This is a genomic window from Pseudomonas bharatica CSV86 (assembly GCF_000319305.2).
Classification (GTDB): Bacteria; Pseudomonadota; Gammaproteobacteria; order Pseudomonadales; family Pseudomonadaceae; genus Aquipseudomonas; species Aquipseudomonas bharatica.
In genome coordinates, this window is the sequence record NZ_AMWJ02000001.1 from 1,658,550 (window position 1) to 1,685,546 (window position 26,997).

Annotated in this window: 23 protein-coding genes and 1 pseudogene; 11 read left to right on the top strand and 13 right to left on the bottom strand. The window is 64.3% G+C overall.

From position 1 onward, the window contains the following. Positions 1-14: 14 nt before the first annotated feature. Positions 15-1,796 carry a thiamine pyrophosphate-requiring protein gene (locus tag CSV86_RS07275; RefSeq protein ID WP_009398883.1) on the top strand — a complete coding sequence of 594 codons (1,782 nt, stop codon included), beginning with the start codon at positions 15-17 and terminating at the stop codon, positions 1,794-1,796. Between the two features lie 103 nt (positions 1,797-1,899). Here CSV86_RS07275 and CSV86_RS07280 read toward each other — a convergent pair whose 3' ends face one another. The 4 genes from CSV86_RS07280 to araD1 all read right to left on the bottom strand — a co-directional run bounded on the left by CSV86_RS07280 (position 1,900) and on the right by araD1 (position 7,475). Beyond that, positions 1,900-3,477, bottom strand: coding sequence for an aldehyde dehydrogenase (NADP(+)) (locus tag CSV86_RS07280; RefSeq protein WP_009398885.1), 1,578 nt, complete (start codon positions 3,475-3,477; stop codon positions 1,900-1,902). A 29-nt stretch (positions 3,478-3,506) separates the two neighbouring features. Beyond that, positions 3,507-5,060 (bottom strand): D-arabinonate dehydratase, encoded by a 1,554-nt coding sequence (locus CSV86_RS07285; protein WP_009398886.1) that lies wholly within the window; start codon positions 5,058-5,060, stop codon positions 3,507-3,509. 29 nt (positions 5,061-5,089) lie between these two features. After that, positions 5,090-6,409 carry an MFS transporter gene (locus CSV86_RS07290; RefSeq protein ID WP_085982841.1) on the bottom strand — a complete coding sequence of 440 codons (1,320 nt, stop codon included), beginning with the start codon at positions 6,407-6,409 and terminating at the stop codon, positions 5,090-5,092. A 67-nt stretch (positions 6,410-6,476) separates the two neighbouring features. Beyond that, the gene (gene araD1 / locus CSV86_RS07295) at positions 6,477-7,475 is read right to left on the bottom strand and encodes an AraD1 family protein (RefSeq protein WP_009398889.1); all 999 of its coding nucleotides are present in this window, start codon (positions 7,473-7,475) and stop codon (positions 6,477-6,479) included. Between the two features lie 114 nt (positions 7,476-7,589). Between araD1 and CSV86_RS07300 the strand changes: the two genes are divergently transcribed. From CSV86_RS07300 to yghU, 4 genes and pseudogenes are all read left to right on the top strand, one after another. Further along, a complete protein-coding gene (locus tag CSV86_RS07300; RefSeq protein WP_009398891.1) occupies positions 7,590-8,513 on the top strand; it encodes a LysR family transcriptional regulator in 924 nt (307 codons plus the stop codon). A 147-nt stretch (positions 8,514-8,660) separates the two neighbouring features. Then, positions 8,661-8,819, top strand: a pseudogene (locus CSV86_RS31765) (methylated-DNA--[protein]-cysteine S-methyltransferase); the annotation flags it as partial. Positions 8,820-8,911: 92 nt separating this feature from the next. Beyond that, positions 8,912-9,199 (top strand): methylated-DNA--[protein]-cysteine S-methyltransferase, encoded by a 288-nt coding sequence (locus CSV86_RS31770; protein WP_311985796.1) that lies wholly within the window; start codon positions 8,912-8,914, stop codon positions 9,197-9,199. 32 nt (positions 9,200-9,231) lie between these two features. Then, complete coding sequence (gene yghU / locus CSV86_RS07310) at positions 9,232-10,116, top strand: glutathione-dependent disulfide-bond oxidoreductase (RefSeq protein WP_170394712.1); 885 nt, start codon at positions 9,232-9,234, stop codon at positions 10,114-10,116. 101 nt (positions 10,117-10,217) lie between these two features. Here the strand turns inward: yghU and CSV86_RS07315 are convergent, their stop codons facing one another. The 3 genes from CSV86_RS07315 to CSV86_RS07325 form a co-directional block, all read right to left on the bottom strand. Further along, positions 10,218-11,291 (bottom strand): beta/alpha barrel domain-containing protein, encoded by a 1,074-nt coding sequence (locus CSV86_RS07315; RefSeq protein ID WP_009398896.1) that lies wholly within the window; start codon positions 11,289-11,291, stop codon positions 10,218-10,220. 8 nt (positions 11,292-11,299) lie between these two features. Further along, on the bottom strand, positions 11,300-12,232 hold the full coding sequence (locus CSV86_RS07320) for a DUF6282 family protein (RefSeq protein ID WP_009398898.1): 933 nt from the start codon (positions 12,230-12,232) through the stop codon (positions 11,300-11,302). A gap of 200 nt (positions 12,233-12,432) precedes the next feature. Beyond that, a complete protein-coding gene (locus CSV86_RS07325) occupies positions 12,433-12,747 on the bottom strand; it encodes an ArsR/SmtB family transcription factor (RefSeq protein WP_000349485.1) in 315 nt (104 codons plus the stop codon). Positions 12,748-12,888: 141 nt separating this feature from the next. Between CSV86_RS07325 and CSV86_RS07330 the strand changes: the two genes are divergently transcribed. Both CSV86_RS07330 and CSV86_RS07335 read left to right on the top strand, forming a co-directional pair. After that, positions 12,889-13,893, top strand: a complete 1,005-nt coding sequence (locus CSV86_RS07330; RefSeq protein ID WP_040363373.1) for a permease — start codon at positions 12,889-12,891, stop codon at positions 13,891-13,893. Between the two features lie 12 nt (positions 13,894-13,905). After that, entirely contained in the window at positions 13,906-15,183 is a 1,278-nt protein-coding gene (locus tag CSV86_RS07335; protein ID WP_000610830.1) for an ISL3 family transposase, read from the top strand. Between the two features lie 72 nt (positions 15,184-15,255). On the opposite strand, the gene CSV86_RS07340 is transcribed toward CSV86_RS07335, so the two are convergent. Beyond that, the gene (locus tag CSV86_RS07340; RefSeq protein WP_009398900.1) at positions 15,256-16,023 is read right to left on the bottom strand and encodes an HpcH/HpaI aldolase family protein; all 768 of its coding nucleotides are present in this window, start codon (positions 16,021-16,023) and stop codon (positions 15,256-15,258) included. Further along, positions 16,020-16,412, bottom strand: a complete 393-nt coding sequence (locus tag CSV86_RS07345) for a cupin domain-containing protein (RefSeq protein ID WP_009398901.1) — start codon at positions 16,410-16,412, stop codon at positions 16,020-16,022. Before CSV86_RS07345 ends, CSV86_RS07340 begins: the two co-directional genes overlap by 4 nt. Before the next feature lie 192 nt (positions 16,413-16,604). On the opposite strand from CSV86_RS07345, the gene CSV86_RS07350 reads away from it, so the two are divergent. The 4 genes from CSV86_RS07350 (at position 16,605) to CSV86_RS07365 (ending at position 22,092) form a co-directional block, all read left to right on the top strand. Beyond that, positions 16,605-18,035 carry an NAD-dependent succinate-semialdehyde dehydrogenase gene (locus tag CSV86_RS07350; protein ID WP_009398902.1) on the top strand — a complete coding sequence of 477 codons (1,431 nt, stop codon included), beginning with the start codon at positions 16,605-16,607 and terminating at the stop codon, positions 18,033-18,035. A 162-nt stretch (positions 18,036-18,197) separates the two neighbouring features. Beyond that, positions 18,198-19,787, top strand: a complete 1,590-nt coding sequence (locus tag CSV86_RS07355) for a GMC family oxidoreductase (RefSeq protein WP_009398903.1) — start codon at positions 18,198-18,200, stop codon at positions 19,785-19,787. A gap of 88 nt (positions 19,788-19,875) precedes the next feature. Next, complete coding sequence (locus tag CSV86_RS07360) at positions 19,876-21,216, top strand: MFS transporter (RefSeq protein ID WP_009398904.1); 1,341 nt, start codon at positions 19,876-19,878, stop codon at positions 21,214-21,216. Positions 21,217-21,291: 75 nt separating this feature from the next. Next, positions 21,292-22,092: an IclR family transcriptional regulator gene (locus CSV86_RS07365; protein WP_009398905.1), complete on the top strand. Its 801-nt coding sequence runs from the start codon at positions 21,292-21,294 to the stop codon at positions 22,090-22,092. Between the two features lie 145 nt (positions 22,093-22,237). Here the strand turns inward: CSV86_RS07365 and CSV86_RS07370 are convergent, their stop codons facing one another. The 4 genes from CSV86_RS07370 to CSV86_RS07385 form a co-directional block, all read right to left on the bottom strand. Further along, positions 22,238-23,461, bottom strand: a complete 1,224-nt coding sequence (locus CSV86_RS07370) for an OprD family porin (RefSeq protein ID WP_009407346.1) — start codon at positions 23,459-23,461, stop codon at positions 22,238-22,240. Between the two features lie 418 nt (positions 23,462-23,879). Beyond that, the gene (locus tag CSV86_RS07375) at positions 23,880-24,680 is read right to left on the bottom strand and encodes an ABC transporter permease (protein WP_009407342.1); all 801 of its coding nucleotides are present in this window, start codon (positions 24,678-24,680) and stop codon (positions 23,880-23,882) included. After that, complete coding sequence (locus tag CSV86_RS07380; RefSeq protein ID WP_009407340.1) at positions 24,677-25,894, bottom strand: ABC transporter permease; 1,218 nt, start codon at positions 25,892-25,894, stop codon at positions 24,677-24,679. The genes CSV86_RS07375 and CSV86_RS07380 overlap by 4 nt, the downstream gene beginning before the upstream one ends. 28 nt (positions 25,895-25,922) lie before the next feature. Continuing rightward, a complete protein-coding gene (locus tag CSV86_RS07385) occupies positions 25,923-26,972 on the bottom strand; it encodes an ABC transporter substrate-binding protein (RefSeq protein ID WP_009407338.1) in 1,050 nt (349 codons plus the stop codon). Positions 26,973-26,997: the final 25 nt, after the last annotated feature.

Here is a 26,997-nt window from a genome sequence, read left to right on the forward strand (position 1 = left end):
AAAGGAGGCAGTACATGTCCAGCACCGTAGGCGACTTTCTCGTGGAACGGCTCAGCCAGTGGGGCGTGAAGCGCATCTTCGGTTACCCCGGCGATGGCATCAACGGCGTGTTCGGGGCGCTGCGGCGCTCCGGCAAGATCGAGTTCGTGCAGTGCCGCCACGAGGAAATGGCCGCCTTCATGGCCAGTGCCCACGCCAAGTTCACCGGGGAGCTGGGGGTGTGCATCGCCACCTCGGGGCCCGGCGCATCGCACCTTGTCACCGGGCTGTATGACGCGCGCCTGGACCACATGCCGGTCCTCGCCATCTGCGGCCAGCAGGCCCGTACCGCGCTGGGCGGGCATTACCAGCAGGAAGTCGACCTGGTGTCGCTGTTCAAGGATGTGGCCGGGGCGTTCGTCCAGCAGGCTTCGGCGCCGTCCCAGGTGCGCCATCTGCTGGATCGTGCGGTGCGCACCGCAGTGGGCGAGCGCAAGGTGACGGCGCTGATCCTGCCCAACGACCTGCAGGAACTGCCCTACGAAGAGCCGGCCCGCGCCCACGGCACCCTACATTCCGGCCTTGGCTACCGTCGGCCGCGGGTCCTGCCGCGGGAAGACGACCTGGCGGCTGCGGCGAAGCTGCTTAACGAGGGAAGCAAGGTGGCCATCCTGGTCGGCGCCGGTGCCCTGGGGGCCAGCGAGCAGGTCAGGCAACTGGCCGACAAGCTCGGTGCAGGGGTCGCCAAGGCGTTGCTGGGCAAGGCGGTCCTGTCCGATGACCTGCCTTGGGTCACCGGTTGCATCGGTTTGCTCGGCACCGAGCCGAGCCTGAAGCTGATGAACGAATGCGACACCTTGCTGATGATCGGGTCGGGCTTCCCCTATGCCGAATTCCTGCCCAAGGAAGGCCAGGCCCGGGGCGTGCAGATCGATATCGAGCCGAACATGCTCGGCCTGCGCTACCCGATGGAAATCAACCTGGTGGGCGATGCTGCCGACACCCTCGATGCGCTGCTGCCGCTGATCGAGCAGAAGGGCGAACGGCGCTGGCGCAAGAAGATCGAGGGCTGGCGCAAGGCCTGGGACAGCAAGCTGGAGAAGCGCGCGCTGAGCAAGGCCGACCCGGTCAATCCACAGCGCGTGGTGTATGAGCTTTCGCCGCGCCTGCCGGATCACTCGATCATCACCAGCGACTCCGGCTCCTGCGCCAACTGGTTCGCCCGCGACCTGCGGATTCGTCCGGGCATGCGCTGCTCGCTGTCCGGCGGGCTGGCCTCGATGGGCGCGGCGGTGCCTTACGCCATTGCCGCCAAGTTCGCCCATCCGCAGCAGACGGTGGTGGCGCTGGTGGGAGACGGCGCGATGCAGATGAACAACCTCGCCGAGCTGATCACGGTCGCCAAGTACTGGCGCCAGTGGGGCAACGGGCGCTGGATCTGCGCCGTGTTCAATAACCAGGACCTGAACCAGGTAACCTGGGAGCAGCGGGTGATGGAGGGTGATCCGAAGTACGTGGCGAGCCAGGCGATACCGGATGTGCCGTATCACCTGTTCGCCATTTCCATTGGCTTGAAAGGTATCTGCGTCGAGCGCGAGGAAGACGTGGCCCCGGCCTGGGAGCAGGCGCTGGCCAGCGATGTGCCGGTGCTCATCGAGTTTCGCACCGACCCGGATGTTCCGCCGTTGCCGCCGCACATCAACCTCAAGCAGGCCCGGCAGTTCGCCGGGGCGCTGTTGCAGGGTGATCCGGATGGCGTGGGGGTGATCCGGCAGACGGCGAGGCAGCTGGTGAGCAGTGTCTTGCCGAAGAAGTAAGTTGGATTTGCAGGGCCCCATCGCTGGCAAGCCAGCTCCCACAGGTTCAGCGGTGCACGCAATACCTGTGGGAGCTGGCTTGCCAGCGATGGGGCCCTGAAGATCAGACCAGACCCTCCCGACTGAACACCCCATCCACCAGCCGCAACACCCCCAGCGGATTCCCATCCCTCAGCGCTTCCGGCAACAAGGCATCCGGATAATTCTGGAAGCACACCGGCCGCAGGAAGCGCTCGATCGCCAGCGTGCCCACCGACGTTCCGCGGCTATCGGAGGTCGCCGGATAGGGCCCACCATGGACCATGGCATCGCAGACTTCGACCCCGGTCGGATAGCCATTGACCAGTACCCGCCCGACCTTTTCCTGCAACAGTTCACCCAGCCAGGCATGGGCCAGCAGCTCGTCCGGCTCGCCGATCAGTGTCGCCGTCAATTGCCCGCGCAGCGCCTGGATTGCCGCGCGCAGTTGCGCCGTGTCCTCGACTTCGATCACCACGGTTGCCGGCCCGAATACTTCTTCCTGCAGCAGTTCATCGCCCTCCAGCAACAGCCGCACATCCGCCGCGAACAGCTGCGGCTGCGCTTGCCCGTCGCCCTGCGCGGCCCCGGCCAGATGACGCACGCCGGGATGCCCGTGCAAATGCTCCAGCCCCTTGCAATAGCTGGCCAGGGTGCCGCGATTGAGCATGGTTTGCGCCGGCTGTTCGGCCATCTGCCCCTTTAGCTGCTCGACGAACCCAGTGAACTGCGCCGAGCGCAGGCCGATGATCAGTCCCGGATTGGTACAGAACTGCCCACAGCCCAGGGTCACCGAGGCCGCCAGTTCCCGAGCGATGGTGTCGCCGCGGGTGCGCAGCGCGTGCGGCAACAGGATCACCGGGTTAATGCTGGACATCTCGGCGAACACCGGGATCGGCTGTGGCCGTTCGGCGGCCAGGCGGCACAGGGCGTTGCCGCCGCGCAGCGAGCCGGTGAAGCCCACGGCCTGGATCGCCGCGTGCTTGACCAGCCATTCGCCAACCCCACCGCCGTAGACCATGTTGAAGACACCGGCCGGCATGCCGGTGCGCTCCGCCGCGCGGAGGATGGCATCGGCCACCGCTTCGGCGGTGGCCATATGGCCGCTGTGGGCCTTGACCACCACCGGGCATCCCGCCGCCAGCGCCGCGGCGGTATCGCCGCCGGCGGTAGAGAAGGCCAGGGGGAAGTTGCTGGCACCGAACACGGCAACCGGGCCGATGCCGATGCGCATCTGCCGCAGGTCCACGCGCGGCAGCGGCTGGCGATCGGGCAGGGCGCGGTCGATCCGCGCACCGAGGAAATCACCGCGGCGCAGCACCTTGGCGAACAGGCGCATCTGCCCGCTGGTACGTCCGCGCTCGCCCTGGATACGTGCGGCGGGCAGGGCGGTTTCGCGGCAGACCATGGCGACGAAGGCATCGCCCAGGGCGTCCAGTTCGTCGGCGATGGCATCGAGGAACTGCGCACGCCGCTCCGGCGACAGGTTGCGATAGGCCGGGAAGGCTGCCGCAGCTGCGCGCGCCGCTGCATCGACCTCCGCCTCGGTGGCCTGGCAGAACTCGCCAGGCAGGGCTTCGCCGGTGCTGGCGTCGAGGCTCTGCAGGCGGATATCGCCCTGCGCCGAGCGCTGTCCGCCAATGTAGTTGTGACCGAGGATCATGGGTTGCTCCTAAGCGGTAAAACGGAAAATCAGGTGATGGCGCCGATCTGCCACGGCACGAACTCGTTCTGTCCGTAGCCGTGCTGCTCGCTCTTGCTGCGTTGGCCCGAGGCGATCGCCAGCATCAGGCGGTAGATGTGCTCGCCGCGTTCTTCGATGGTCATGCTGCCGTCGGCGATGCCACCGCAATTCACGTCCATGTCTTCCTCCTGGGTTTCCCACAGGCGGGTATTGGTCGCCAGTTTGATCGACGGCGAGGGCGCGCAACCGTAGGCCGAGCCGCGCCCGGTGGTGAAGGCGATCAGGTTGGCGCCACCGGCAACCTGGCCGGTGGCGGAGATCGGGTCATAGCCGGGGGTGTCCATGAACACCAGGCCATGGGCGCGTACCGGTTCGGCGTATTGGTAGACATCCACCAGGTCACTGGAGCCGGCCTTGGCCACGGCGCCGAGGGACTTTTCCAGGATGGTGGTCAGGCCGCCGGCCTTGTTGCCGGCGGACGGGTTGTTGTTCAGCTCGGCGCCCATGCGCTGGCAGTAGGCCTCCCACCACTGGATGCGGGCGATGAGTTTCTCGCCCACGGCCTGGCTGACCGCACGACGGGTCAGCAGGTGCTCGGCACCATAGATTTCCGGGGTTTCCGAGAGGATCGCGGTGCCGCCGGCCGCCACCAGGCGGTCTACCGCATTGCCCAGCGCCGGGTTGGCGGTGATCCCGGAATAGCCATCGGAGCCGCCGCATTGCAGGCCGACGGTGAGGTGGCGGACGCTGACCGGTTCGCGTTGTACCGCATTGGCCTCGGCCAGCAGCGACTTGACCTGGGCGATACCGCTGGCGATGGTTTTCGAGGTGCCGCCGGTGCCCTGGATGGTGAAGGTGCGCAGGGTGTTGCAGCTTTCCAGGCCCTGGGCCGCGAGCAGGTCGGGGATCTGGTTGGTCTCGCAGCCCAGGCCGATCATCAGCACCGAGTGGAAATTAGCGTGCACCGCGTAGCCGCCCAGGGTGCGCTGGAGCATCGCCAGGGCTTCGCCACCCGGGTCCACGGCGCAACCGACGCCGTGGGTCAGGGCGACCACGCCATCGACATTGGGGTAGTCGGCCAGCGCCTCGGGATGGATGTCGCGGCGGAAATGGTCGGCGATGGCCCGGGCCACGGTGGCCGAACAGTTCACCGACGTCAGGATGCCGATGTAGTTGCGCGTGGCGACCCGCCCATCGGCGCGGACGATACCCATGAAGCTGTCCTCGACGGGCGTCTGCACGCCCTTGGCATCGACGCCGAACGCATAGTCGCGGCTGAAGTCGCCCATGGCCAGGTTATGCACGTGGACATGCTGGCCGACGCCGATGGCCTGGCTGGCAAAGCCGATGATCTGCCCGTAGCGGCGCAGCGGCTCGCCCACGGCGATGTCCCGGGCGGCGATCTTGTGCCCGGCCGGCACCGGCTCGCGCACGCGGATGCCTTCGGGCAGTTCCAGGCCTTCGGTCAGCGGCTGGCGGGCGATCAGCACATCGTCCAGCGGATTGAGCCGGATCACGGCCAGAGCAGCGCGTTCACTGCCTGTTGTTGTAATCAGTTGCATGACGGTTTACCTCGGATAACGGTGTGGGCTCAGGCCAGCCCACGCTCGCGATAGTCGATCAGGCCGGAGAACAGCATCAGGCCGAAGGCCATGACCACGAAGAAGATCAGAGCCAGGAAATAGGAGCCGGTGAACTGTACGATCAGGCCGATCAGGATCGGCACGATCACCCCGACCATGTTGCCGCAGAAGTTCATGCTGCCACCCAGCACGCCGGCCTTGGACTTGCCGCCGAGAATGGCCGGCAGGCACCAGTACATGCCGCACCAGCGGATGAAGAACAGCGCCACGCAGAGCAGGGCGATCACCCGCGCGGCATCCGGGGTGTAGGCCACCAGCAGGATGCATAGCGCAGCGACGGCAGCGGAGCCGGCGAACATGCTGCGCATCACGGTGTTCGGCTGGCCGCCGTTGGTCCGCCATTTATCGGCGATCCAGCCGCCGACCAGCTCGCCGACGAAGCCGCACATGAAGATCAGGAAGGTCGCCCCGCCCATGGCCTTGATATCCAGGTTGTGGCTCTGGTGCAGGTAGCTCGGCATCCAGGTCAGCAGGCCGTAGAACACGCTGTTGTAGCAGGCATAGCCGGCGAACATGCAGAGTACCGAGCGGCTTTTCAGCAGTTCCTTGAGCACCGCCTTGCGGTTGCCGCCGGACGTGCTCGCGGCGTCGTTGGCCTGGGTGATGTAGTCCAGCTCGGCCTTGTTCACCAGCGGGTGTTCGCTGGGGTGGTTACGGATGTACCACCAGGCCCAGACGCCGACCACCACGGTACCGACGCCGGCAATGATGAAGGCGATGCGCCAGGAGTCGAACCAGGTGATCAGCCCGGCGATGATGATCGCCCCGAAGGCGGTGCCCAGCGGTGCGCCGCCGTCAACCAGGGTGGCACCGCGCCCGCGTTCGTTGGGTGTCAGCCAGGAGCCGTTGAGCTTGGCCCCAGCCGGCATGATCGGCGACTCGGCCACGCCCAGGCCGACCCGGGTGATCAGCAGGGTGATCCAGTTATGGGCGAAGCCGCCGAGGGCCTGGAAAGCGCCCCAGCCGACGGTGGCGACGCCGACGATATTGCGCACCTGGAAGCGGTCCAGGAGCATGCCGCTGGGGATCTGCATCAACGCGTAGGACCAGAAGAACGCGCTGAGGATCAGGCCTTCCAGCGCCGGGGTCAGTTCGAACTCGGCGGAAATCAATGGCAGGGCCACCGACAGCGAAGCGCGGTCGATGTAGTTGATCGCCGCCAGCAACAGCAGGATCAGGAAGATGCGCCAGCGCACGTTGCTCGGACGTGTGCTGTCGGCGCCGGCGACGGCGGGCGAGGGCGCCGCCGGGAAGGGGCTGTTCTTCATGCTCATCTCACTCTTATGTTTGTTATGAAATGCCGGGTGGCGCCTCCCTGCGCCGGGTGGGTCGGGTTCAGAGGGCCTGCACGGCTCCCGGTGCCAGCGGTTCGGCGGCCTGGCCCACGGTATTGCGCAGCGGCGCGCCGAACTCGGCCAGGCTGATTTCGAACACATCGCCCGGCTCGGTCCTGACCTGGTCGGCAAAGGACAGGGTGGCGGTGCCGAAGAAATGGATATGCACGTCGCCCGGGCGCAGGAACTGCTGGTACTTGAAATGGTGGTACTCGAGGTTCTCCAGCGAGTGGCACATGTTGTCCTCGCCGCTGAGGAAAGGTTTTTCCCACAGCACCCTGTCGCCACGGCGGATCCGGCTCACGCCTTCGAGATGGCGCGGCAGTTCGCCAACCCGCAGCTCCGGGCCGTAGGCGCAATTGCGCAGTTTCGAATGGGCCAGGTACAGGTAGCTGCGGCGCTCCATCACATGGTCGGAAAACTCGTTGCCGATGGCGAAGCCCAGGCGGTAAGGCTGGCCATCATCGGCGATCACGTAAAGGCCGGCCAGTTCCGGTTCCTCGCCGGCGTCTTCGGCGAAGGCCGGGCTGCGCAATGCCTGGCCGGGGCGGACCACGGTGGAGCCGTCGCCCTTGTAGAACCACTCGGGCTGGGCGCCGACGCTGCCGGCCGCCGGACGACCGCCCTCGATGCCCCACTGGAACATGCGCGCGGTGTCGGTAAGGGCAGCGGCATCGTCGATCTTCTGCTGGTGCATCTTGTCCCGGGTCGAAGCACTGCCCAGGTGGGTCAGGCCGGTGCCGCTGACCAGGCAGTGGGCCGGATCCTCGTGGTCCAGCGGCGGCAGGACCCGGCATTCGTTCAGGGCCAGGGAATAACTTTCAGTAAAATCGTCCAGGCCCCGGGCCAGCACCTCGGCCGTAAGGCTGCGCTGGTTGCGAATCGCGGCCAAGGCCAGCTCGCGCATATGGCTGGTTGCGCGGACCGGCTGGATCAGGTCGCCCTCGACCACGCCCACGTGGCGCCGGGCGGTTGCGGTTTCGAATTGGATCAGGCGCATGGAGGCTCCGTGATTGTGTGTTCTTGTGGAGGATCGCTGGGGCCACTTTAAATTTCCCGGACGATGCTGCCTAATGACAGCTATTGACCCTGTGATAACTTTTGGTGATCCCCTGTGCTGCCGTCCCTGAGTTCCATGGCCTCGCGCCTGCGCCTGCGACAACTGCGCCTGCTGATCTGTCTCGACGAACTGGGTTCGATCCACAAGGCGGCCGACGCCATGTCGATTACCCAGCCAGGGGCGACCAAGGCCCTCAACGAGATCGAATCGACCCTCGGCGCGGTGCTGTTCGAGCGCACCAGCAAGGGCCTGGAGGCCAATGACCTTGGGCGCTGCGTGTTGCGCTACGCGCGGCTGATCAACACCGACCTGGCCCATTTGCGTGAGGAAATGCTCGGGATCATGCAGGGGCACGGCGGGCGGTTGTCGGTGGGCACCATCATGGGCGCGGTGCCGATGCTGGTCGAGGGGCTGGCGAGGCTGCGCGAGGAGCAGCCGGACCTGTCGGTGACCGTGGTCGAGGACACCAGCGACCGCCTGCTCAGCCTGCTCGACCAAGGGCGGCTGGATGTGGTGATCTGCCGGACCAGCGTCAGCCGGCGGCCGGATGCCTATGACAGCCGGGTCCGGCACCAGGAGCGACTGGTGCTGGTGGCCAACCCGGAGCACGCCCTGGCCGGTAGCGAGCAGCTCGACCTGGCGCAACTGGCGGATTCGCGCTGGGTGGTGTTCCCGGTGAACATGCCGATGCGCCTGACCCTGGAGCGGGAGTTTCGCGAAGCGGGGCTGAATTTCCCCCAGTACCCGATCGAAACTTCCTCGACCTTCACCACCTTGTCCTTGTTGCGCCAGGACCCGGGTCTGCTGGCGGTGATGCCCTGGGATGTGGCGCGGGTGGCGGTGGAGCACGGGATGCTGGTGCAGTTGCCGTTGCAATTGAGATCGCGCAGCGAGCCGTACGAGGTGGTGACGCGGCGCGGGGTGGAACTGAGCGGGCCGGGGCGGGTGCTGGTGGATATCCTGACGATTGATCGTTGACCTCGGGGGCCTCATCGCTGGCAAGCCAGCTCCCACAGGTTCTGTGTGCTCTGCCGACCCTGTGGGAGCTGGCTTGCCAGCGATGAGGCCCTTGAGAACACAGCGGATGCCATGTTAAAGACTTCCCCCCGGATCCAGGACAGCCCCATGTACTACTCCACCCTCTACCCGTCCCCCGTCGGCACCCTGCAGCTCGCCGCCAGCGACAGCCACCTGCTGGGCCTGTGGATGGTCGGCCAGAAGTACTTCGGCGGCAGTGCTCCCGGCACCCTTGAGCCAAACGACAACCTGCCGTTCTTCCAACAGGCCTGCGACTGGCTCGACCAGTACTTCGCTGGCCGGCAGCCCGCCATCGCCGACCTGCCCATGGCCCGATCGGCAGCGATTTCCGCAAGGCCGTGTGGGCCCTGCTCTGTGAAATCCCCTACGGCGGCACCACTACCTACGGCGAGATCGCCAAGGCCGTGGCCCTGCGCAGCGGCCTGGCAAGCATGTCCAGCCAGGCCGTGGGCGGGGCAGTGGGGCATAACCCGATTTCCATCATCATTCCGTGCCATCGGGTGATCGGCCGCGACGGCAGCCTGACCGGCTACGCCGGGGGCATCGAAAAGAAGATCCACCTGCTGGAGCACGAAGGTGCGTTGTCCTCGCTGTTCTACACGCCGCGCCGCGGTACGGCGCTGTAGGCGGCGAAAACTGAACCCGTGGCGGCCATGCGCTGCCGAACCAAGGACCTGCAAACGATCCGTCGAGGAGGGCTTTTCATGTCAGACACCCCTTACACCCGCCCAAGGTCTGGACCTGGGACAAGGCCAGCGGTGGCCAGTTCGCCAATATCAACCGCCCGATCGCCGGCCCGACCCACGAGCGTGAATTGCCCCGGGGCCGCCATCCGCTGCAGTTGTATTCCCTGGCCACGCCCAACGGCGTCAAGGTCGGGATCATGCTCGAAGAGCTGCTCGCCGCCGGCTTCAAGGATGCCGAGTACGACGCCTGGCTGATCCGCATCGGCGAGGGCGACCAGTTCGGCAGCGGCTTCGTCGAACTCAATCCCAACTCGAAGATCCCTGCCCTGCTGGACACCCGCCAGAACCCGCCTGTGCGCCTGTTCGAGTCGGGCTCGATCCTGCTGTACCTCGCCGACTCTTTCGGCGCCTTCATCCCCAAGGACCCGGCCAAGCGCGCCGAATGCCTGAACTGGCTGTTCTGGCAGATGAGCGGTGCCGGTTTCGTCGGTGGCGGTTTCGGGCATTTCTTCGCCTATGCGCCGGAGAAGTTCGAATACCCGATCAACCGCTACACCATGGAGGTCAAGCGCCTGCTCGACGTGCTGGACCGACAGCTGGCGGAACATCGCTATGTCGCCGGGGACGAATACAGCATCGCCGACATGGCCTGCTGGCCGTGGTTCGGCGAGATGCTGCGCAACAAGGTCTACGGCGCGGCGGAATTCCTCGATGCGCCCAGCTACCCCCATGTGCTGCGCTGGGCCAACGAGATCGCCGAGCGTCCGGCGGTAAAGCGCGGGGCACGGGTCAACCGGACCTGGGGCGACGAGTCGGAGCAGTTGCCGGAGCGGCATGCGGCGAGTGATTTCGATTGAACCCGCAATCACACACCAGCCCGTGGCAGCGGATTAGTCAGACGGCTGCCTTCAGGGTGCCAGCATCCGCCAACTTTCAGTGATCTCCCGATACCAGCGCTTCACTCGGGAGACCCTGTCGGCTTTGGGGCAAAGCGCTGCCACCAGCCAGGGCGGTCGGCTTGCTGCTGGTAGCTCTCGACGCGGTCCGCGGCGCTGCCGAGCAAGGCTTCGACACTGCTGTCGCGACTGGCGACATAGGCGTCCAGCTCTTCGACGGCGCGGCTCAATACCTCATAGCCCCCGGTAAACACCGCCGAAGTCATCTCCGTGGCACTGGCCCCGGCCAACAGGAAACGCGCCACATCCAGCCCGTTGCGTGCACCATTGGTGGCGATCAGTGGATAGTCGTCACCCATGGCCTTGCGCGTCAGCATCAGCCAGCGCGCAGTCAGGGGCAGGGCCCAGGCGCCACCGATGGCGGCACTGGTGCCCAGCAGTGGCAGACCGCTTTCGAGGTCGGGCAGGAAGCCCATGAAGCGCCCCATCATCACCACGCTGTCAGCTCCGCCGCGCCGTGCCGCCTGGGCCAGGCCGACCACATCCTCGCTCTGCCCGGTGAGCTTGATCCACAGCGGCAGGCTGGTGGCCTCGCGAATCCGCCGGACGATGGTTTCGATCCGCGCCGCACCCCTTTCCAGCACAATGGCGCCCTTGGCCGCTTCCTCACCATGCGGGGCGCCGATGTTCAGTTCCAGCACCCGCAGCCCCGCCTGTTCGATGCGCCGGGCAAATGCCGCGCATTGCTCTAGGTCGCTGAGGATCAGGCTTGGCACCACATAGCTGTCCAGCACCCGCGCTTCGCGGTCGAGCCCGGCCAATTCCTCCAGCCATTCGTCGAAGTCCCGCTGTACCAGCCCGGAACGGCCGAACAGATGGGCGTCGGCCGGTGGCGCGAAGTTCCACGGCAGGCGCCGCCAGTGGCTGTCCAGCAGCACGTAGTCGGTCTTGTCCAACTGGTCCTTGGCGGCCTGGGACTCGTTGGTGGATTTCGCCACCACCGCCCCTGCACCGCTGTGCAGGGCGGCGCGAATGGCCTCGGCGCTCATGGTTTGCTCGCCGGCGCCGCAGATCACCGGGTTCTTCAGGGTCAGGCTACCGATGCGGGTGGTGAGTCGGCTACTGGGTCTGTTCATTGCGGTACTCACAGGTTCATCAGCCGGGCGGCGTTGCCGGAGATCATCTTGCGGATATCGGCATCGCTGTATTCCAGGTCGAGCAGCTGGCCGATCACGTTGCGGAAACCGTCGGCAATGCTCGGGTTGCCCTGCTGGCCAAGGTCGGAACCGAGGATGGTGAGGTCGATGGTACCGGCCTCGATCACCTGGCGCAGGAAGGTGTCGTCATAGAACTTGAACTTGGAACCGGGTACCCACATGCACATCGAGTGCTCCATGAACACGCCTTCCCTGGCCAGTTGGCGCATATCGTCGAGGGTGGCGTCGACCACATAGGTCGGGTGGTTGACCAGCAGGCGCTTGACCCCGCGCTTGCGCGCTTCCTCGAACAGCGGCCAGATCTCGCGGATATTCAGGTGGCCGGCGGAAAGCACCACGTCCTGGGCGGCGATCAGGTCGAGGATGGCCTTGACCTCTTCCTTCAGCTTGCCGTCGTCATCCAGCACGGTCAGCGGGATCGGTTGCAGCATGCGCTGGGTGGTCTGGGGGAATTTCTCGACGAACTTCACGTCCTGGTGATGGTGGGCGATATGGTTGGCCGATGAGAAGGTCGGCATCCACACCAGCTTGGCGCCCAGGTTCAGGCCGTGTTCCACCGCATGCACGTTGAGGCCGCCCACCGAGTTGTTCAGCGGCACGCCGGAGAGCATGTGCACGTTGAGTTCGCTGAAGTGCTTGTTGAGCAACTCGGTGACCGGCGTGCAGCTGTAGTAGTGGTCCTTGAGCAGCACGGCCTTGAGCCCGGCTTCGGAGGCTTCGCGCATGGCTTCGACATGGTCGCAGTAGCGCGGCATCACCGAGGGGCCGCTGTGGCAGTGCAGGTCGATGGCGCCGTGCAGCAGTTCGTTGATGCGGGCCTGGCGGTCTTCGCTGGCAGTCGGGGTCAGGATGGCATTCATGGCAGGTACCTCTTTTATTGTTTGGGGTATCCGGAATTTCTGGTTGATAAAATGCCAAAGATGTAAAGAAGAAAATCTTTCTCAGCGGATTATCTGATTGATCCTCTTCAGCCTACTCTACTGCCAATTTTCTGTTTCCACCTTCGCCTGAGTCTTCATAGCGATGCTGACTAGGGAGGACAGCGAGAGCTGGGCAAGCGTCAAAGCGGTTCTGGTTCATGCGCAATCCGGACACCTGCACAACATTCCTCTTGTAAGAAACCGATCAAATTCTCTAGGTGCCCATACTCGGGTATACAGACAATCGTGCGGCTATGTTTCTCCTGCCGGATCAGCCCTACCTTGGCCATGCGCGCAAGGTGATGTGATAGCGTCGAAGCAGGAATACCCAGCCCCTTCTGGATATCTCCGACCGAAGCCCCATCATGGCCAGCTTTGACCAGAAAGCGGAACACGGACAGTCGGTGACTATTCCCTAGCTCAGCTAAGCTGGCTGCAACCTTTTCGTGATCCATAGCACGCCCCAATAATTCGATGTTTCTAGAATTATAGTTGACAGGTCGGATAAACGCAAGTAGGCTGCGTACATCATTTCGACAATACTAGAAATATAGGAGTAATATTGAATGTCATCTCAACTCCAAGACGCTCTAGGCATGTTCGCCTTTCTCGCTATCGAGCTATCGGTTTTATTCATTGGCATTAGCTTGCTGGTCGGAGTTCTTCAACGTCACATCCCACCATCCAAGGTGGAAGCGTTACTGACTTCCAGTGGGAAGCGAGGCTATTTTCTTGCTGCTGGTTTAGGAGCTATAACGCCCTTCTGTAGTTGCTCGACTATCCCCATGTTGAAAGGGTTGATTCGGGCACGGGCCGGTTTTGGGCCGATGATGGTGTTTCTTTTCTCATCTCCGTTGCTGAATCCTATCGTCGTCGGCCTGCTGGTTGCCACGTTTGGATGGACACTTACTGCTATCTATGTGCTCGCCGCTTTGGTGGTCGCGGTAGGTGCCGGATGGCTGCTTCACACGCTTGGCTTCGAGCGTTATGTGCGCCGGACGGCGACACAAGAGAGCAGTGGATGTAGTTCATCAGCAAGCCCGTGCAGTGCTACATCGACCGCATCGAGTTGCGGCACCAACAGCTGCGACACCACTCCGAAGACGGCTTCTTGCGGGGCTGATAGGAAGACAACAGTCTCTACGTCTAGCGAATGCTGTGACAGTCAACCCACTGTCACGGTTAAGAAAGAAGGGAAGTACAGTGGTGTGTGGCGGGAAGCTTGGTCGGACTTTATCGATGTGTTGCCTTACCTGCTCATCGGTATTGCGATTGGCAGCGTGATCTATGGTTTCATGCCCACTGACTTATTGGAGCAGTATGCAGGCCCAGATAATCCCTTTGCCATTCCAGTTGCCGCTGTCATCGGCGTGCCGTTGTATATTCGCGCTGAAGCCGTCATACCTCTGGCAGCGGCTCTGATGGCCAAAGGCGTGGGTGCCGGGACGGTGCTAGCGTTGATCATCGGCAGTGCCGGAGCCAGCCTGACTGAGCTCATTCTGTTGCGCTCTTTGTTCACGCTGAAGCTTTTAGCGGCGTTTTTAGCAGTCATTTTTGCTATGGCGATGATTGCCGGTTACGCCACCTACCTGTTTTTCTGATCAAGGCGGGAGATGATTAATTCGTTAAGCCTTCCTGGGTACCAGTTGGTGGATTCTGATGAGCAGAATGAAGACATACATTTTCGGCTTGAAGCACCTACACCAGTAGCCTGCGAGGGGTGCGGCGTGCAGGGTGAGTTCGTGCGGTTCGGCAAGCGTGACGTTCCCTATCGTGATCTGCCCATCCACGGCAAGCGGGTCACTCTCTGGGTGGTCCGCCGCCGATACACCTGCCGGGCCTGCAAGACAACATTCAGGCCCCAGCTACCGGAGATGGTGGACGGATTCCGTATGACACTGCGGCTGCATGAGTACGTGGAGAAGGAATCCTTCAACCACCCCTACACCTTTGTGGCGGCACAGACCGGCCTGGACGAGAAGACGGTGCGCGACATCTTCAACGCCCGCGCCGAGTTCCTGGGGCGCTGGCACCGCTTCGAGACGCCCCGCATCCTGGGCATTGACGAGCTATACCTGAACAAGCGCTACCGCTGCATTCTGACCAACATTGAGGAGCGAACCCTGCTCGACCTGCTGGCCACCCGCCGCCAGGACGTGGTGACCAACTACCTGATGAAGCTGAAAGACCGGCAGAAGGTCGAGATCGTCAGCATGGACATGTGGAACCCCTACCGGGCAGCGGTCAAGGCTGTGCTGCCCCAGGCCCGTATCGTGGTCGATAAGTTCCATGTGGTGCGCATGGCCAACGATGCCCTAGAGAGAGTGCGCAAGGGCCTCAGAAAGGAGCTGAAACCGTCCCAGAGCCGGACTCTCAAGGGAGACCGGAAAATCCTGCTGAAACGCGCTCACGAAGTCTCAGACCGGGAGCGCCTCATCATGGAGACCTGGACAGGCGCGTTCCCGCAACTGCTGGCCGCCTACGAGCACAAGGAGCGCTTCTACGGCATCTGGGACGCCACCACACGGCTCCAGGCAGAAGCCGCCCTGGACGAGTGGATAGCCACCATCCCGAAGGGCCAAAAGGAAGTCTGGAGCGATCTGGTCAGGGCAGTGGGAAACTGGCGCGAAGAGACCATGACCTACTTCGAGACGGACATGCCCGTCACCAACGCTTACACGGAGTCCATCAACCGACTGGCCAAGGACAAGAACCGTGAAGGGCGCGGTTACTCCTTCGAGGTGATGCGGGCACGAATGCTCTACACCACGAAGCACAAGAAGAAGGCACCGACTGCGAAGGTCTCTCCTTTCTACAAGAAAACCATCGGTTACGGACTGCCGGACTTCGCAGAGGAACTCAACTACGGAGTCGATCTATCAACCATCTGATAATGGTATCAGGTTGGTGGGGTAAAGGTGCCCCATCAACCATTAAATCCGTATACCCATTGTTTGATGGGGTCAGCGTGCGCGGTTGCGCAGGTGCCTGACCTGATGGCTCCAGCCGGCGCGCAGCAATGCCTGGTCGGAGCCGAGAATGAACAGGGTCACGCCGCGTTCGGCGAAACGGTCCAGATCGTCGAGGCTGGCGACGAAGATTCCGGCGGCCTTGCCGGCGCTGCGGGCGGCATCGATGGTGCGCAGGGTGGCGTCCTCGACCCGAGGATCGTCGAGGCTGCTGGCGCCCAGGGACACGCTGAGGTCGGCACGGCCCACCAGCAGGCAGTCGATCTGCGCAACGGCGGCGATGGCGTCCAGGTTGTCCAGCGCTTCACGGTCCTCGATCTGCGCGACCATGGCGTGGCGGCCGTCTTCCGCCGCCAGGTGCTCGGCCAGGTTTGCGCGGCCGTAGCCGCCGGCCCTGGGTGAGTTGGAAAAGCCACGACAGCCGTCGCGATAACGGGTTGCCGCCAGCACCTGGCGAGCCTGCTCGGCGCCGATGATATGCGGCAGTACCAGACCGTCGGCACCCAGGTCCAGGGCCTGGAGCAGGGTGGCCGGGCGCTGCTCGGCGACTCGCACCAGCCCGGCTACCGAAGTGGCGCGGCAGGCGAGCAGGGTACGGTCCAGGCTGGCGGCATCGAAGGGTGCATGCTCGGTATCCAGCACCACGCCATCCAGTCCGGCATCACCGGCGATCTCCACCACGGCATGGGCCGGGGTCTTGATGAAGCTGGTCAGCAGGGTGTCGCCGGCGCGCAGGCGCTGGGTGAAGGTCGCGGTGCTCATGCCGAGGTTTCCTGGCCTGGGAACTCGGCGGCCTGGTATTCGATCAGGTGGCGGTAGTCGTCGCGGATCGGCGAGAACACATCGAGATTCATCACCACTTCATCGCCCAGTGGCTCGGCGTAGTGCACTACGTGCGGCGGAATGCGGATCATGCTGCCGGGGCCGCCCTCGACCACCTCGTCGTCCAGGTGAAAGCGCACCCGGCCCTGCACGATGATGACCAGTTGCTCGAAGGTGTGGCTGTGGGGAAAGACATCCATGCCCGGGCTCAGCCAGTTCATCACGCACAGGGTGTCGTCGCCGCGGAAGGCGACGCGCTCTACGCCCTTGCGTACCACTTCGCGAGGCAGGTCGTTCCAGTTATGTAGCAGGGCTTGGGCGAGGCTCATCGGTTTCACTCCATTTTATATTTCTTTTGAGAGAACTGTGTTTCTTTGTGAGATAAAGCTAAGCCTTGCCTGCGACGCTGGTCAAGTGTCTTTTTCATGCCTTGACAGGTGCCGGAATCGCCCCATAGGATGTGTCGCAGATCAAAACAATATTTCTATGTAAGAAATAGAAAGCTCTGAGGGAGTGGCTCCATGCGCGTTATCGAATCTCTTCTTATCGACGGTCAGTGGTCGGCAGGCGGCCATGAGCGCCAGGCCGATGTGTTCAACCCCGCGACGGGCGAGCTGATCGCCCGCCTGGGCCTGGCCTCCAGCGCTGATCTGGACCGCGCCCTGGCGGCTGCCCAGCGCGGTTTCCAGGCCTGGCGCAAGGTCTCGGCCTACGAGCGCTCCAAGGTGCTGCGACGCGCTGCCGACCTTGTGCGCGAGCGTTCCGACGAAATCGCTGCGCTGATTACCCTTGAGCAGGGCAAGCCGCTGGCCGAGGCGAAGATGGAAGCCTTCGGGGCTGGCGACCATATCGACTGGTATGCAGAAGAAGGCCGTCGCGCCTATGGCCGGGTGATTCCGCCCCGTGCCCGTGGTGTGCGCCAGGTGGTGCTGCGCGAGCCGATCGGCCCGGTGGCGGCGTTCAGCCCGTGGAACTTTCCGGTCAGCCAGCTGGTACGCAAGATCGCCGGGGCGCTGGCGGCCGGCTGCTCGATCATCGCCAAGGGCCCGGAGGAAAGCCCGTCGTCCTGCATCGAGTTGTGCCGGGCCTTCCAGGATGCAGGTGTACCGCCGGGGGTGCTGAACCTGGTGTTCGGCGTGCCGGCCGAGGTGTCCGACTACCTGATTCGTTCCGAGGTAATCCGCAAGGTATCCTTTACCGGCTCCGTGCCGGTGGGCCGTGCCTTGGGTGCTTTGGCCGGCCGGTACTTGAAGCGCTGCACCCTGGAACTGGGCGGGCATGCGCCGTTCATCGTCTGCGATGACGTCGATGTCGAGGCGGTGGCGGCCCTGGGGGCCGGCCTTAAATTCCGCAACGGCGGGCAGATCTGCGCCTCGCCGACCCGCTTCTATGTGCAGGACGCGGTGCATGACCAATTCGTTGCGGCCTTCTGCCGTGCCGGTGCGGGGTTGAAGATGGGCGATGGCCAGGATCCGTCCAGCCAGCTCGGCCCGCTGGCCAACCCCCGCCGCGTCGCGGCTATCCAGGAATATGTCGACGATGCCCTTGCGGTGGGCGCGCAATTGGCCCTGGGTGGTCAGCGCGGTGAGGGCGAGGGTTTCTTCTACCCGGCCACGGTGCTGACCGGTGTGCCTGAAAACGCCCGTGTCATGAGCGAAGAGCCGTTCGGGCCGATCGCTTCGATCGTACGTTTCTCTACCCTTGAAGAAGTGATCGACAAAGCCAACAGCCTGCCCTTCGGCCTGGCCGCATTCGCTTTCACCCGTTCGATCCAGCGTGCCACCTTGCTGGCCGACGAGCTGGAGTCGGGCATGGTCTCGATCAACCACTTCGGCCTGGCCGCACCGGAAACGCCGTTTGGCGGGGTGAAGGACAGCGGCTATGGCAGCGAGGGCGGCAGCGAAGGGCTGGATGCCTACTTCACCACCAAGTTCGTCAGCCAGGTGGGCTGATCGAGCACATGACCTCCTGAGCTAGCAGGGAACCTGTGGGAGCTGGCTTGCCAGCGATGACATTGGTGAATTCACCATCGCAATCGCTGGCAAGCCAGCTCCCACAAGGTCCGCGCCGCTCCCGCTTCTTGATTCCAGCGACTTACGGCGAGAATAAAAACAATGCAAACCTTCGACTACATCGTGATCGGTGCCGGTTCGGCCGGCTGTGCCCTGAGCGCACGCCTGGCCCGGGCCGGGCGCCGCGTGCTGCTGCTGGAAGCCGGCCCCGCCGACAACCATCCCTATATCCATATCCCCGGCACCTTCATCCGTGTCCACGGCACTCGCCGCACCTGGATGTACCGCACCGAGCCGGAGCCCTTCGTCAACCAGCGCCAGGTCTTCATCCCTCAGGGGCGCACCCTGGGCGGCGGCAGCGCGGTCAACGCGATGATCTATATCCGCGGCCAGGCCGAGGACTATGACGAGTGGAAAGCCAGCGGCTGTCCCGGCTGGGGCTGGGACGACGTGCTCCCGGTGTTTCGCCGTTGCGAGGACAACGCCCGTCTCGGTGGCCAGTTCCACGGCCAGGCCGGGCCGCTCAAGGTCAGTGATCCACGCCACCGCCACCCGCTGAGCGAAGCCTTCGTCAGTGCCGCCGTGCAGGCTGGCGTGCCGGCCAACGACGATTTCAATGGCGCCCGCCAGGAAGGCGCGGGCTTCTACCAGACCACCACCAGCCAGGGCCGTCGGGCCAGCTCGGCGGTGTCCTATCTCAAGCCGTTGCGTGGTGATCGGCGCCTGACCGTGCTCACCGAAACCCTCGCCACCCGCCTGCTGTTCGAAGGCGAGCGAGTGGTCGGTGTCGAGGCAGTGGACAGCCGTGGCGAAACCGTCAGCTATCGAGCCAGCGGCGAGGTGATCGTCAGTGCCGGGGCCATCGCCTCCCCGAAGCTGCTGATGCTCTCCGGTATCGGCCCCCGTGCCCACCTGGACGAACTGGGCATCCCGGTACGCCTGGACCTGCCCGGCGTCGGCGAAAACTTCCAGGATCATCTCAGTGCCTCGGTCTATGCCCGCATTCGCACGCCCGACAGCCTGCTCGGCCACGACCGGGGCCTGCGCGCTCTTGGTCACGGCCTCAAATACCTGGCCTCGCGCCGCGGCCTGCTCAGCTCCAATGTCGTGGAAAGCGGTGCCTTCGTCGATGCCACCGGCTGTGGCCGCCCGGACGTGCAGTTCCATGTGGTCCCGGCGCTGGTCGGCGATATCGACCGCCTGCCGCCGGAAGGCCATGGTGTTTCCATCAACCCCTGTGCCTTGCGCCCTCGTTCCCGCGGCCGCCTGCGCCTGAAAAGCGCAGACCCGCAGGACGAAGTGGCGCTCAACGCCAACTACCTCAGCGACCCGGAAGACATGCGCACCATGGTGGCCGGAGTGAAGATGGCGCGGCGCATCCTTCGCGCCCCGGCCCTGGCCGCCGTGGTGGAAAGCATGTTGCTGCTGCCGGAAGAGGACGATGTTCCCGACCAAGTGTTCGAGGACTACGTGCGCAAGGTCGCCAAGACCGTGTTCCATCCCGCCGGCACCTGCCGCATGGGCCAGGACCGCGATGCGGTGGTCGCCCCCGACCTTCGCGTGCACGGTATCAAGGGCCTGCGGGTGGCAGATGCCTCGATCATGCCGACGATCGTCAGTGGCAATACCAACGCGCCGAGCATCATGATCGGCGAGCGCTGCGCGGATTTCATCCTTGCGGCCCAGGCTTGACCGGAGGTTCTTCAGGCCGGCGCATGCGCCGGCCCGCACGGATGCGGTTTCACCCCTTCGCCGAAACAACAATTACAAGAGTGCCGCGATGAACCTCATAGCCCGCAATACCTTCGACAACGAGCAGGACAGCACGCTGTACAACCGCATTGCCTGGCGTCTGCTGCCGTTTCTCTTCGTGCTCTATATCGTCGCCTTCCTCGACCGGGTCAATGTGGGTTTCGCCAAGTTGCAGATGTCCGCCGACATCGGCCTCAGCGACCTGGCCTTCGGCTTTGGCGCCGGGGTCTTCTTCCTCGGCTACTGCCTGTGCGAGATTCCCAGCAACATGATGCTGCAACGGGTCGGTGCACGATTCTGGATCACCCGGATCATGGTGATGTGGGGGCTGCTGTCGGTGTCGATGATGTTCGTCAGCACGCCGAACCAGTTCTACGTTCTGCGTTTCCTGCTGGGCATGGCCGAGGCCGGGTTCTATCCCGGCGTCGTGCTGTACATGACCTACTGGTTCCCGTCCCACGCCAGGTCCCAGGGCATGGCCTGGTTCAACCTCGGCATTGCCATGGCCGGGGTGATCGGCAGCCCGCTGTCGGGTTGGATCATGCAGACCTTCGCCGGCGTGGCGGGCATGGCCGGCTGGCAGTGGCTGTTCCTGCTCGAAGGGATGCCGGCGGTGATCCTTGGCATCGTGGTGTTCTTCTACCTGGATGACCGCCCGGGCAAGGTGCACTGGCTGACCCCGGAGCAGAACGAACGGGTAGTACGCCAACTGGCCGAGCAGCGCCGCCAGCAGGAGCAGGCCGGCGCCGGGCACAACTTCCGCGCGGCCTTCGTCAACAAGGACTTGTGGCGCCTGATCTACGTGAACTTCGCCTTGCTCTGCGGGACCTATGGCGTGTCGTTCTGGCTGCCGCAGATCGTGCGCAACCTGGGGGTCGAGAGCTTGACCCGCACCGGCCTCATCGCCGCGATCCCGTTCGCCATCGCCTCGGTGGTGATGATCCTGGTCAGCCGCCATTCCGACCGTACCCGCGAGCGGCGCTGGCACGGTACCCTGTGCAACCTGGCCTCGGCGGCAGGGCTGGCGCTGGCGGCGTTCTTCCATGACCAGCCGGTACTGTCCCTGGCCGGTCTGAGCCTGGCGATGTCCGGTGGCCTGGCCGGGTTCTGCGTGCTCTGGGCCCTGCCTGGCGTGCTGCTGACCGGTACTGCGGCGGCGGCGGGGATTGCCCTGATCGCCACCATCGGCAACCTCGGCGGCTATGCCAGCCCGTTCATGATGGGCTGGGTCAAGCAAAGCAGCGGGCATTTGGAATATGGCTTGTACGTGCTGGCGGCGATGACTGTCCTCGGTGCCCTTGCGATGTTCTCGGTGAAGACCCCAGGCAGCGGGCAGGCACAGCGAGTCGGCCAGCCTTCAGCAATTTAGTGTTGCGCACCAACACAAGCGTTTCGCGCAGCGATACAATCGATCACTTTCCCGTTACCGGTACGAGGTGATCGATTGGACCAGAATGAAGAAAAGCCCAGCAGCGGTCCTGCGCTGCTGGAGTCGGTGGAAATGGTCTTCCGCCTGCTCGATGAACTCACCGCCGCCCGCCGCCCCCTGGGCGTGACCGAACTGGCGCAACTGCTGCAGACCGCCAAGCCGCGTACCTATCGCCACCTTGCCTCGATGCGCCAACTGGGCATCCTTGAACAGGATCCGGCCAGCGAGAAGTACATGCTCGGCGCGCGCCTGGTGGCCTATGGCGAGGCCGCCGGGGAGCAGTTCGACCTGCGCGCCATCGCCGACCCCTATCTCACCCGTATCCGCGATGCCACCGGGCAGACCGCGTTGCTCGCCGTGGCGACCCATGACACGGCGTTGGTGGTGTCTTGCGTCGAATCCAAGGCCAACGTATGCATCTCGGTCAAGCCGGGCAATCGCGTGCTGCCATACTGCTCGGCCCAGGGCCGGACGGTGCTGGCCTTTGCCGATGCCGCCAGCCAGCAGCGGGTGATGCGGCGCAAGATGCCGCAACTGACCGAGCGCACGCTGCATGATCCGGAGCAACTTGCAGCGCGTCTGGAGCTGATTCGCGAGCGGCTGTATGACGACGCGGACGGGGAGGTGACCCTGGGAATCAATGCCTTGTGCTGCCCGTTGTTCAGGGAAAATGACCAGATCGTCGGGACCATTGGCATTGTCGGGCCCAGCGCGGCGATCCCGTCACCGCCTCCGGCGGCGATGCTGCGGGAGCTGCAATCGGCGGCGGCGGAGATCAGCGAGCGCTTGCATGCGGGGACTTACCAGCGGCTCTAGCGGGTACCGCAGACACAGGTAGGAGCGTGGCTTGCCCGCGAAGGACCGCGCAGCGGTCCCAAAATCTCAGTGTCACCACTATTTTGGGACCGCTGCGCGGTCCTTCGCGGGCAAGCCACGCTCCTACAGCGGATTACCCCTGTTCTCAGAAGACATTGAGTGGATACTCGGTAATCAACCTCACCTCATTGAAATTCAGCCCCCGGTCCGCACTGCGGAAGCTCGCCTGGCGCACGCGCATCGACAAATCCTTCGCCGCCCCCGACTGCACCACATACTTCAGCTCGATATCCCGCTCCCAGGCCTTGCCGTCATTGGTCTGCGCGGTATGGAAACCGGTGCCGCGCAAGTAGCGCGTCATGAAGGTCAGCCCCGGCACCCCCACTGCCGCGAAGTCGAAGTCATAGCGTGCCTGCCACGAGCGCTCGTTCTCGTAGTTGAAGTCCGAATACTGCACCGAGTTGGCCAGGAACACCGTGCTGTTGCCGTCCACTCCGTAGGTGTAGTTGCCATCCCCGCTGACCCGCTGGTGAGCGATCATTACGCTGTGTGGGCCGGTGCCGAGGGTCGCCGACAGGCTCCAGATGCGGTTATCCAGCTTGCCGCCCAGCTCGCGGCCCTGGCTGCGGGTGTCGTAACCGTTGAAGTCGAACTTGCTCAGCCAGTTCGGTGACAGTTGCCATTGCGCAGTGGCGCCGGCGTAGGTCTTGCGCCAGTAGTCGTCGACGTCCGAGTGGTAGAGGCGGGCGCTGAGGTCGCGGTTGAACTGATAGTTGCCGCCGACCAGGTCCACCGTGGTCATGCCGCCGCTGTCGTGCTCGCTCTGGTCACGGCTGCGCAGGGCGGTGAAGTGCCCGGCATGCAGGGTCAGGCCGTCGATTTCCTTGCTGGTCAGCAGCCAGCCCTGGGTGGTTTCCGGAAGCAGGCGGTTGTCGCTGGTGGCCAGTACCGGCAGGTTCATCAATTGGTCGCCGTACTTGAAAACAGTGTTGGAGAACTTCGCTTTCAGCGCCGCGCCGCTATAGCCGTAGCTGTCCTTGGCGCCATCGCTATCTTCTTCCAGCAGCAGGGTGCCGCCGCCCTTGCGGCCATTGCCGGTGTCGAGCTTGATCCCTAGCAGGCCTATGGCGTCCACGCCGAAGCCCACGGTGCCTTGTGTGAATCCGGATTCGAAAATGCCGATGAAGCCCTGGGCCCACTCCTCCGAGTAGTTCTGCGACGTGCGCTCGTCGAGGAAATTGCGGTTCATGTAGAAGTTGCGCGCCTTGATCGAGAAATGCGCATCCTCGACGAAGCCGCCGCCCTCGGCCAGGGCATTGAAGGGAAGGGCGCAGGGAATCGCCAGGGCGAGAAGGGTTTTGCCATTCATTGTTTTAGGTTTCCAGGCAGGTGCGCGGGCACGCGGCCTGTTCCGGGAGCGGAACAGGGCGTGGACCGCAGGGGTTGTAGAAAGGGAAAGCGTCAGATCAGCCAGGTCGCCTTTGGACGTTCTGGCACAGGCGGTCGAGGAACGCCGCAATGTGCGGCACGAGCAGGAAGCGGCGGGAGATCAGGTTCATTGCGTCTCTCTGTTATGGAATTGTTGTTGGCAGTGAGCAATGTAATTTGTTTTTTCTGGAGAAACACGGTTTCTCTGGTTGGTGATGTTATGGAGGTATTGGGAGGACTGTCAAGGTTCTGGGAGAGGCATTTCGGCGGCTTTTCCACCGCTATTTCCCAGACAGCCGAAAGCCCCTGTGGGAGCTGGCAAGCCAGCTCCCACAGGGGCTCCGCAATTCAGTGATAGTTCAGCGTTTGCTCAACGACCGCGAAACCAGCAACAGCAGCGTGGCGAACAGCACCATGATGGTCGCCGCCGACAGCAGCACCGGGCTCAACGCCTCCCGCGCCGTGGTGAACATCTCTCGCGGCAAGGTGCGCTGGTCAGGCCCGGCGAGGAACAGCGTCACCACCACCTCGTCCAGCGAGGTGGCGAAGGCGAACAACCCGCCGGAAATCAGGCCGGGTGATACCAGTGGCAAGGTCACCTTGCGCAAGGTCATCCATGGGGTCGCGCCCATGCTCGCTGCTGCCCACAGCAAGCGCTGGTTGAGCCCGCCAAGCGCCGAACCGACGTTGACGATGACGAACGGCACCGCCAGCGTGGTATGGGCCAGGATCAGCCCGAGGTAGCTGCGGGTCAGCCCGGCATTGGCGAAGACGAAGTACATGCCCACCCCGACGATCACCGCCGGGACGATCATCGGTGCGATCAGCAGCACTTCGATCAGCCGCTTGCCCGGCATCGCCGGATGGCGCAGCCCCAGGGCCGCCAGCCCGCCCAGGACGACAGCCAGCACGGTACTGGCCACGGCAATCGCAAAGCTGTTGAACAAGGCCCCCAGCCACTGCGCCGAGCCGAAGAACTCCTCGTACCAGTGCAGGGTGAAATTGCCCAGCGGCAGCGACATGTAGCGGCTGTCGCTGAACGACAGCGGCAGCACCACCAGGATCGGCAGCAGAAGGAAGGCCAGCACCAGCCAGCCACTGAGCGACAGCCCGAGGTTGCCGAACCAGGCCAGGCGCCCCCTGTTTGGGTTGCGGATCATCGTTTGACTCCTTCCGCGCCACGCCGGGCCAGGTGCGCCTGGACCAGGTAGAGCAGGGTGGTGGCGACCAGCAGCACCAGGCCAAGGGCCGAGGCAAGGCCCCAGTTGAGGGTGCCGGTGGTGAACTGGGCGATATAGAAGCTGATCATCTGGTCCGCCGGCCCGCCGAGCAGCGCGGGGGTGATGTAGAAGCCGAGGGTGACGATGAACACCATCAGCGCCCCGGCCGCCAGCCCCGGCAGCACCTGCGGCAGGTAGACTTGGAAGAATACCCGCAGCGGCCGTGCCCCCATGGAATACGCGGCCTGTACCAGCAGGCGGTTGCAGCCGGCCATGGCCGCGAGCAGCGGGAAGACCATGAACGGCAGCATCACATGGACAAGGGCCAGGATCACCCCGAAGCGGTTATAGAGCAGGTGCACCGGGCTATCGACCCAACCCAGGGCCATGAGCAGGGCATTGACCATGCCGCCGTCCTGCAACAGCACCATCCAGGCCGTGGTCCGCACCAGGATCGAGGTCCAGAACGGCAGCAGGATCATCAACAGCAGCAGGTTGCGCGTGCGCGGCGTGCGCCGATCGAGGAACACGCACAGTGGAAAGGCCAGCAGCACGCAGACCAGGGTGGTGATGGCGGCGATGCTGAAGGTGCGGGCGAGGATCGAGCGGTACAGGCCCGCTTCGTCCTTGTTCACCAGGCCCTGCTGGTAGTCGTGCTTGATGTCCACGGCCGAGAGCAGGTGATAGCTGCCGACCGGGCCGGCGGCGCGCTTGAAGGTTTGCCAGGTGGCGTTGTCCAGCCAGCGTTGGTCCAGCGCGCCCATGGCCGCGACGCTGCCGTCGAGACCGGCGACTTCACGCTTGGCCGTTGCCAGCAGGCTGCGCAGGGCTGGCGTTTCATAGGCCAGGCGCCGGGCCAGGGCGGCCAGGTCGCGGGGGCTGGCCTCGCGCAGGTCGGCAACGAAGGGCTTGAACAACGTCTCGTCCGGCGCCGAACGCCCGTCCCACGCCGACAGGGCGCGGGCGGTGGTGGGCAGGGCCTGGGGCAGCTCGTTGTCGGCCACGGCACGCCAGAGCAGGGTGCCGATCGGGCCTACGAAGGTCAGCAGCAGGAACAGCACCAGCGGTGCCAGCAGGCCATAGGCCCGCCAGAGGGCGGCGCGGTCCTTGCGCGCGACCACTGGCAGTGAAGGGGGGAGGGCTATAGCGCTCATGTCGATTCCTCGGCAGCGGTGGCAAGGATCACTTGGCCGACCAGGCGGTCCACTTGGCATTCAGTTCGTCGATGCGGTCGACCCAGAACCTATCGTCCAGCACCAGCACATTGGCCGCGTTCTGCGGTGCGCTCGGCGAGTCGGCCAGGGCCTTGGGGTCGGTATCGGCGATGCCTTGCAACGAGGTGATGCCGGTCGGTTGCAGGGCCGGCCAGAGCTTCTGGTGCTCGCCTTCGCCCATCACCTTGAGCAGGCCGTAGGCCTTGTCCTGGTTCGGCGAGTTGGCCAGGATCACCCAGCTGTCCATGGTCTGCAGCGACTGGTTCCAGACCAGGCCGAAGGGCTTGTGGTCCTGTCGAATGGCGTTGGTCACCCGGCCGTTGTAGGAGGTGGTCATGGCCACTTCACCCGAGGCCAGCAGTTGCATCGGCTGGCCACCGGCCTTCCAGAACAACAACTGGTCCTTGATGCTGTCGAGCTTCTTGAAGGCGCGATCGACACCGCCGGGCAGGTTGAGGGTCTTGTACACGTCGGCCGGTGCCACACCGTCGGCCATCAGGGCGATCTCCAGGTTGCCCTTCGGGCCCTGACGCAGGGCGCGCTTGCCGGGGAAGGTCTTGGTGTCGAAGAAATCCGCCCAGCCGGCGGGCGCGCGGGACAGCTTGCTGGTGTCGTAGCCGATGACGAAGTTGTACACCGCGTTGCCTATGCCACATTCGCTGACGGCGCTGGGAATGTAGCTGTCCTTGCCGCCGATGCGGTTGAAGTCCAGGGCCATGAACAGGCCCTCGCCGCAGCCCAGTTGCAGGTCCTCGGCTTCCACCTGGACCAGGTCCCAGCCGCCGTCCTGGCCTTCGGCACGGGTGCGCAGCAGGCCGATGCCGCCTTCCCAGCTATCCTCGACCACCTTGTTGCCGCTGGCCTGGGCGTAGGGTTCGAAGAAGATCCTGCGTTGCACGTCCTGGTAGGCGCCGCCCCAGGAGGCCACGGTCAGGTCGCGGGCCTGGACCGCGCCGGCGCACAGGGCAAGGCCACACAGGGCGAGGGTGAAATGACGCACGGAAGAGGGTATGAACATGATGGAACTCCCAGCCTTTGAAATT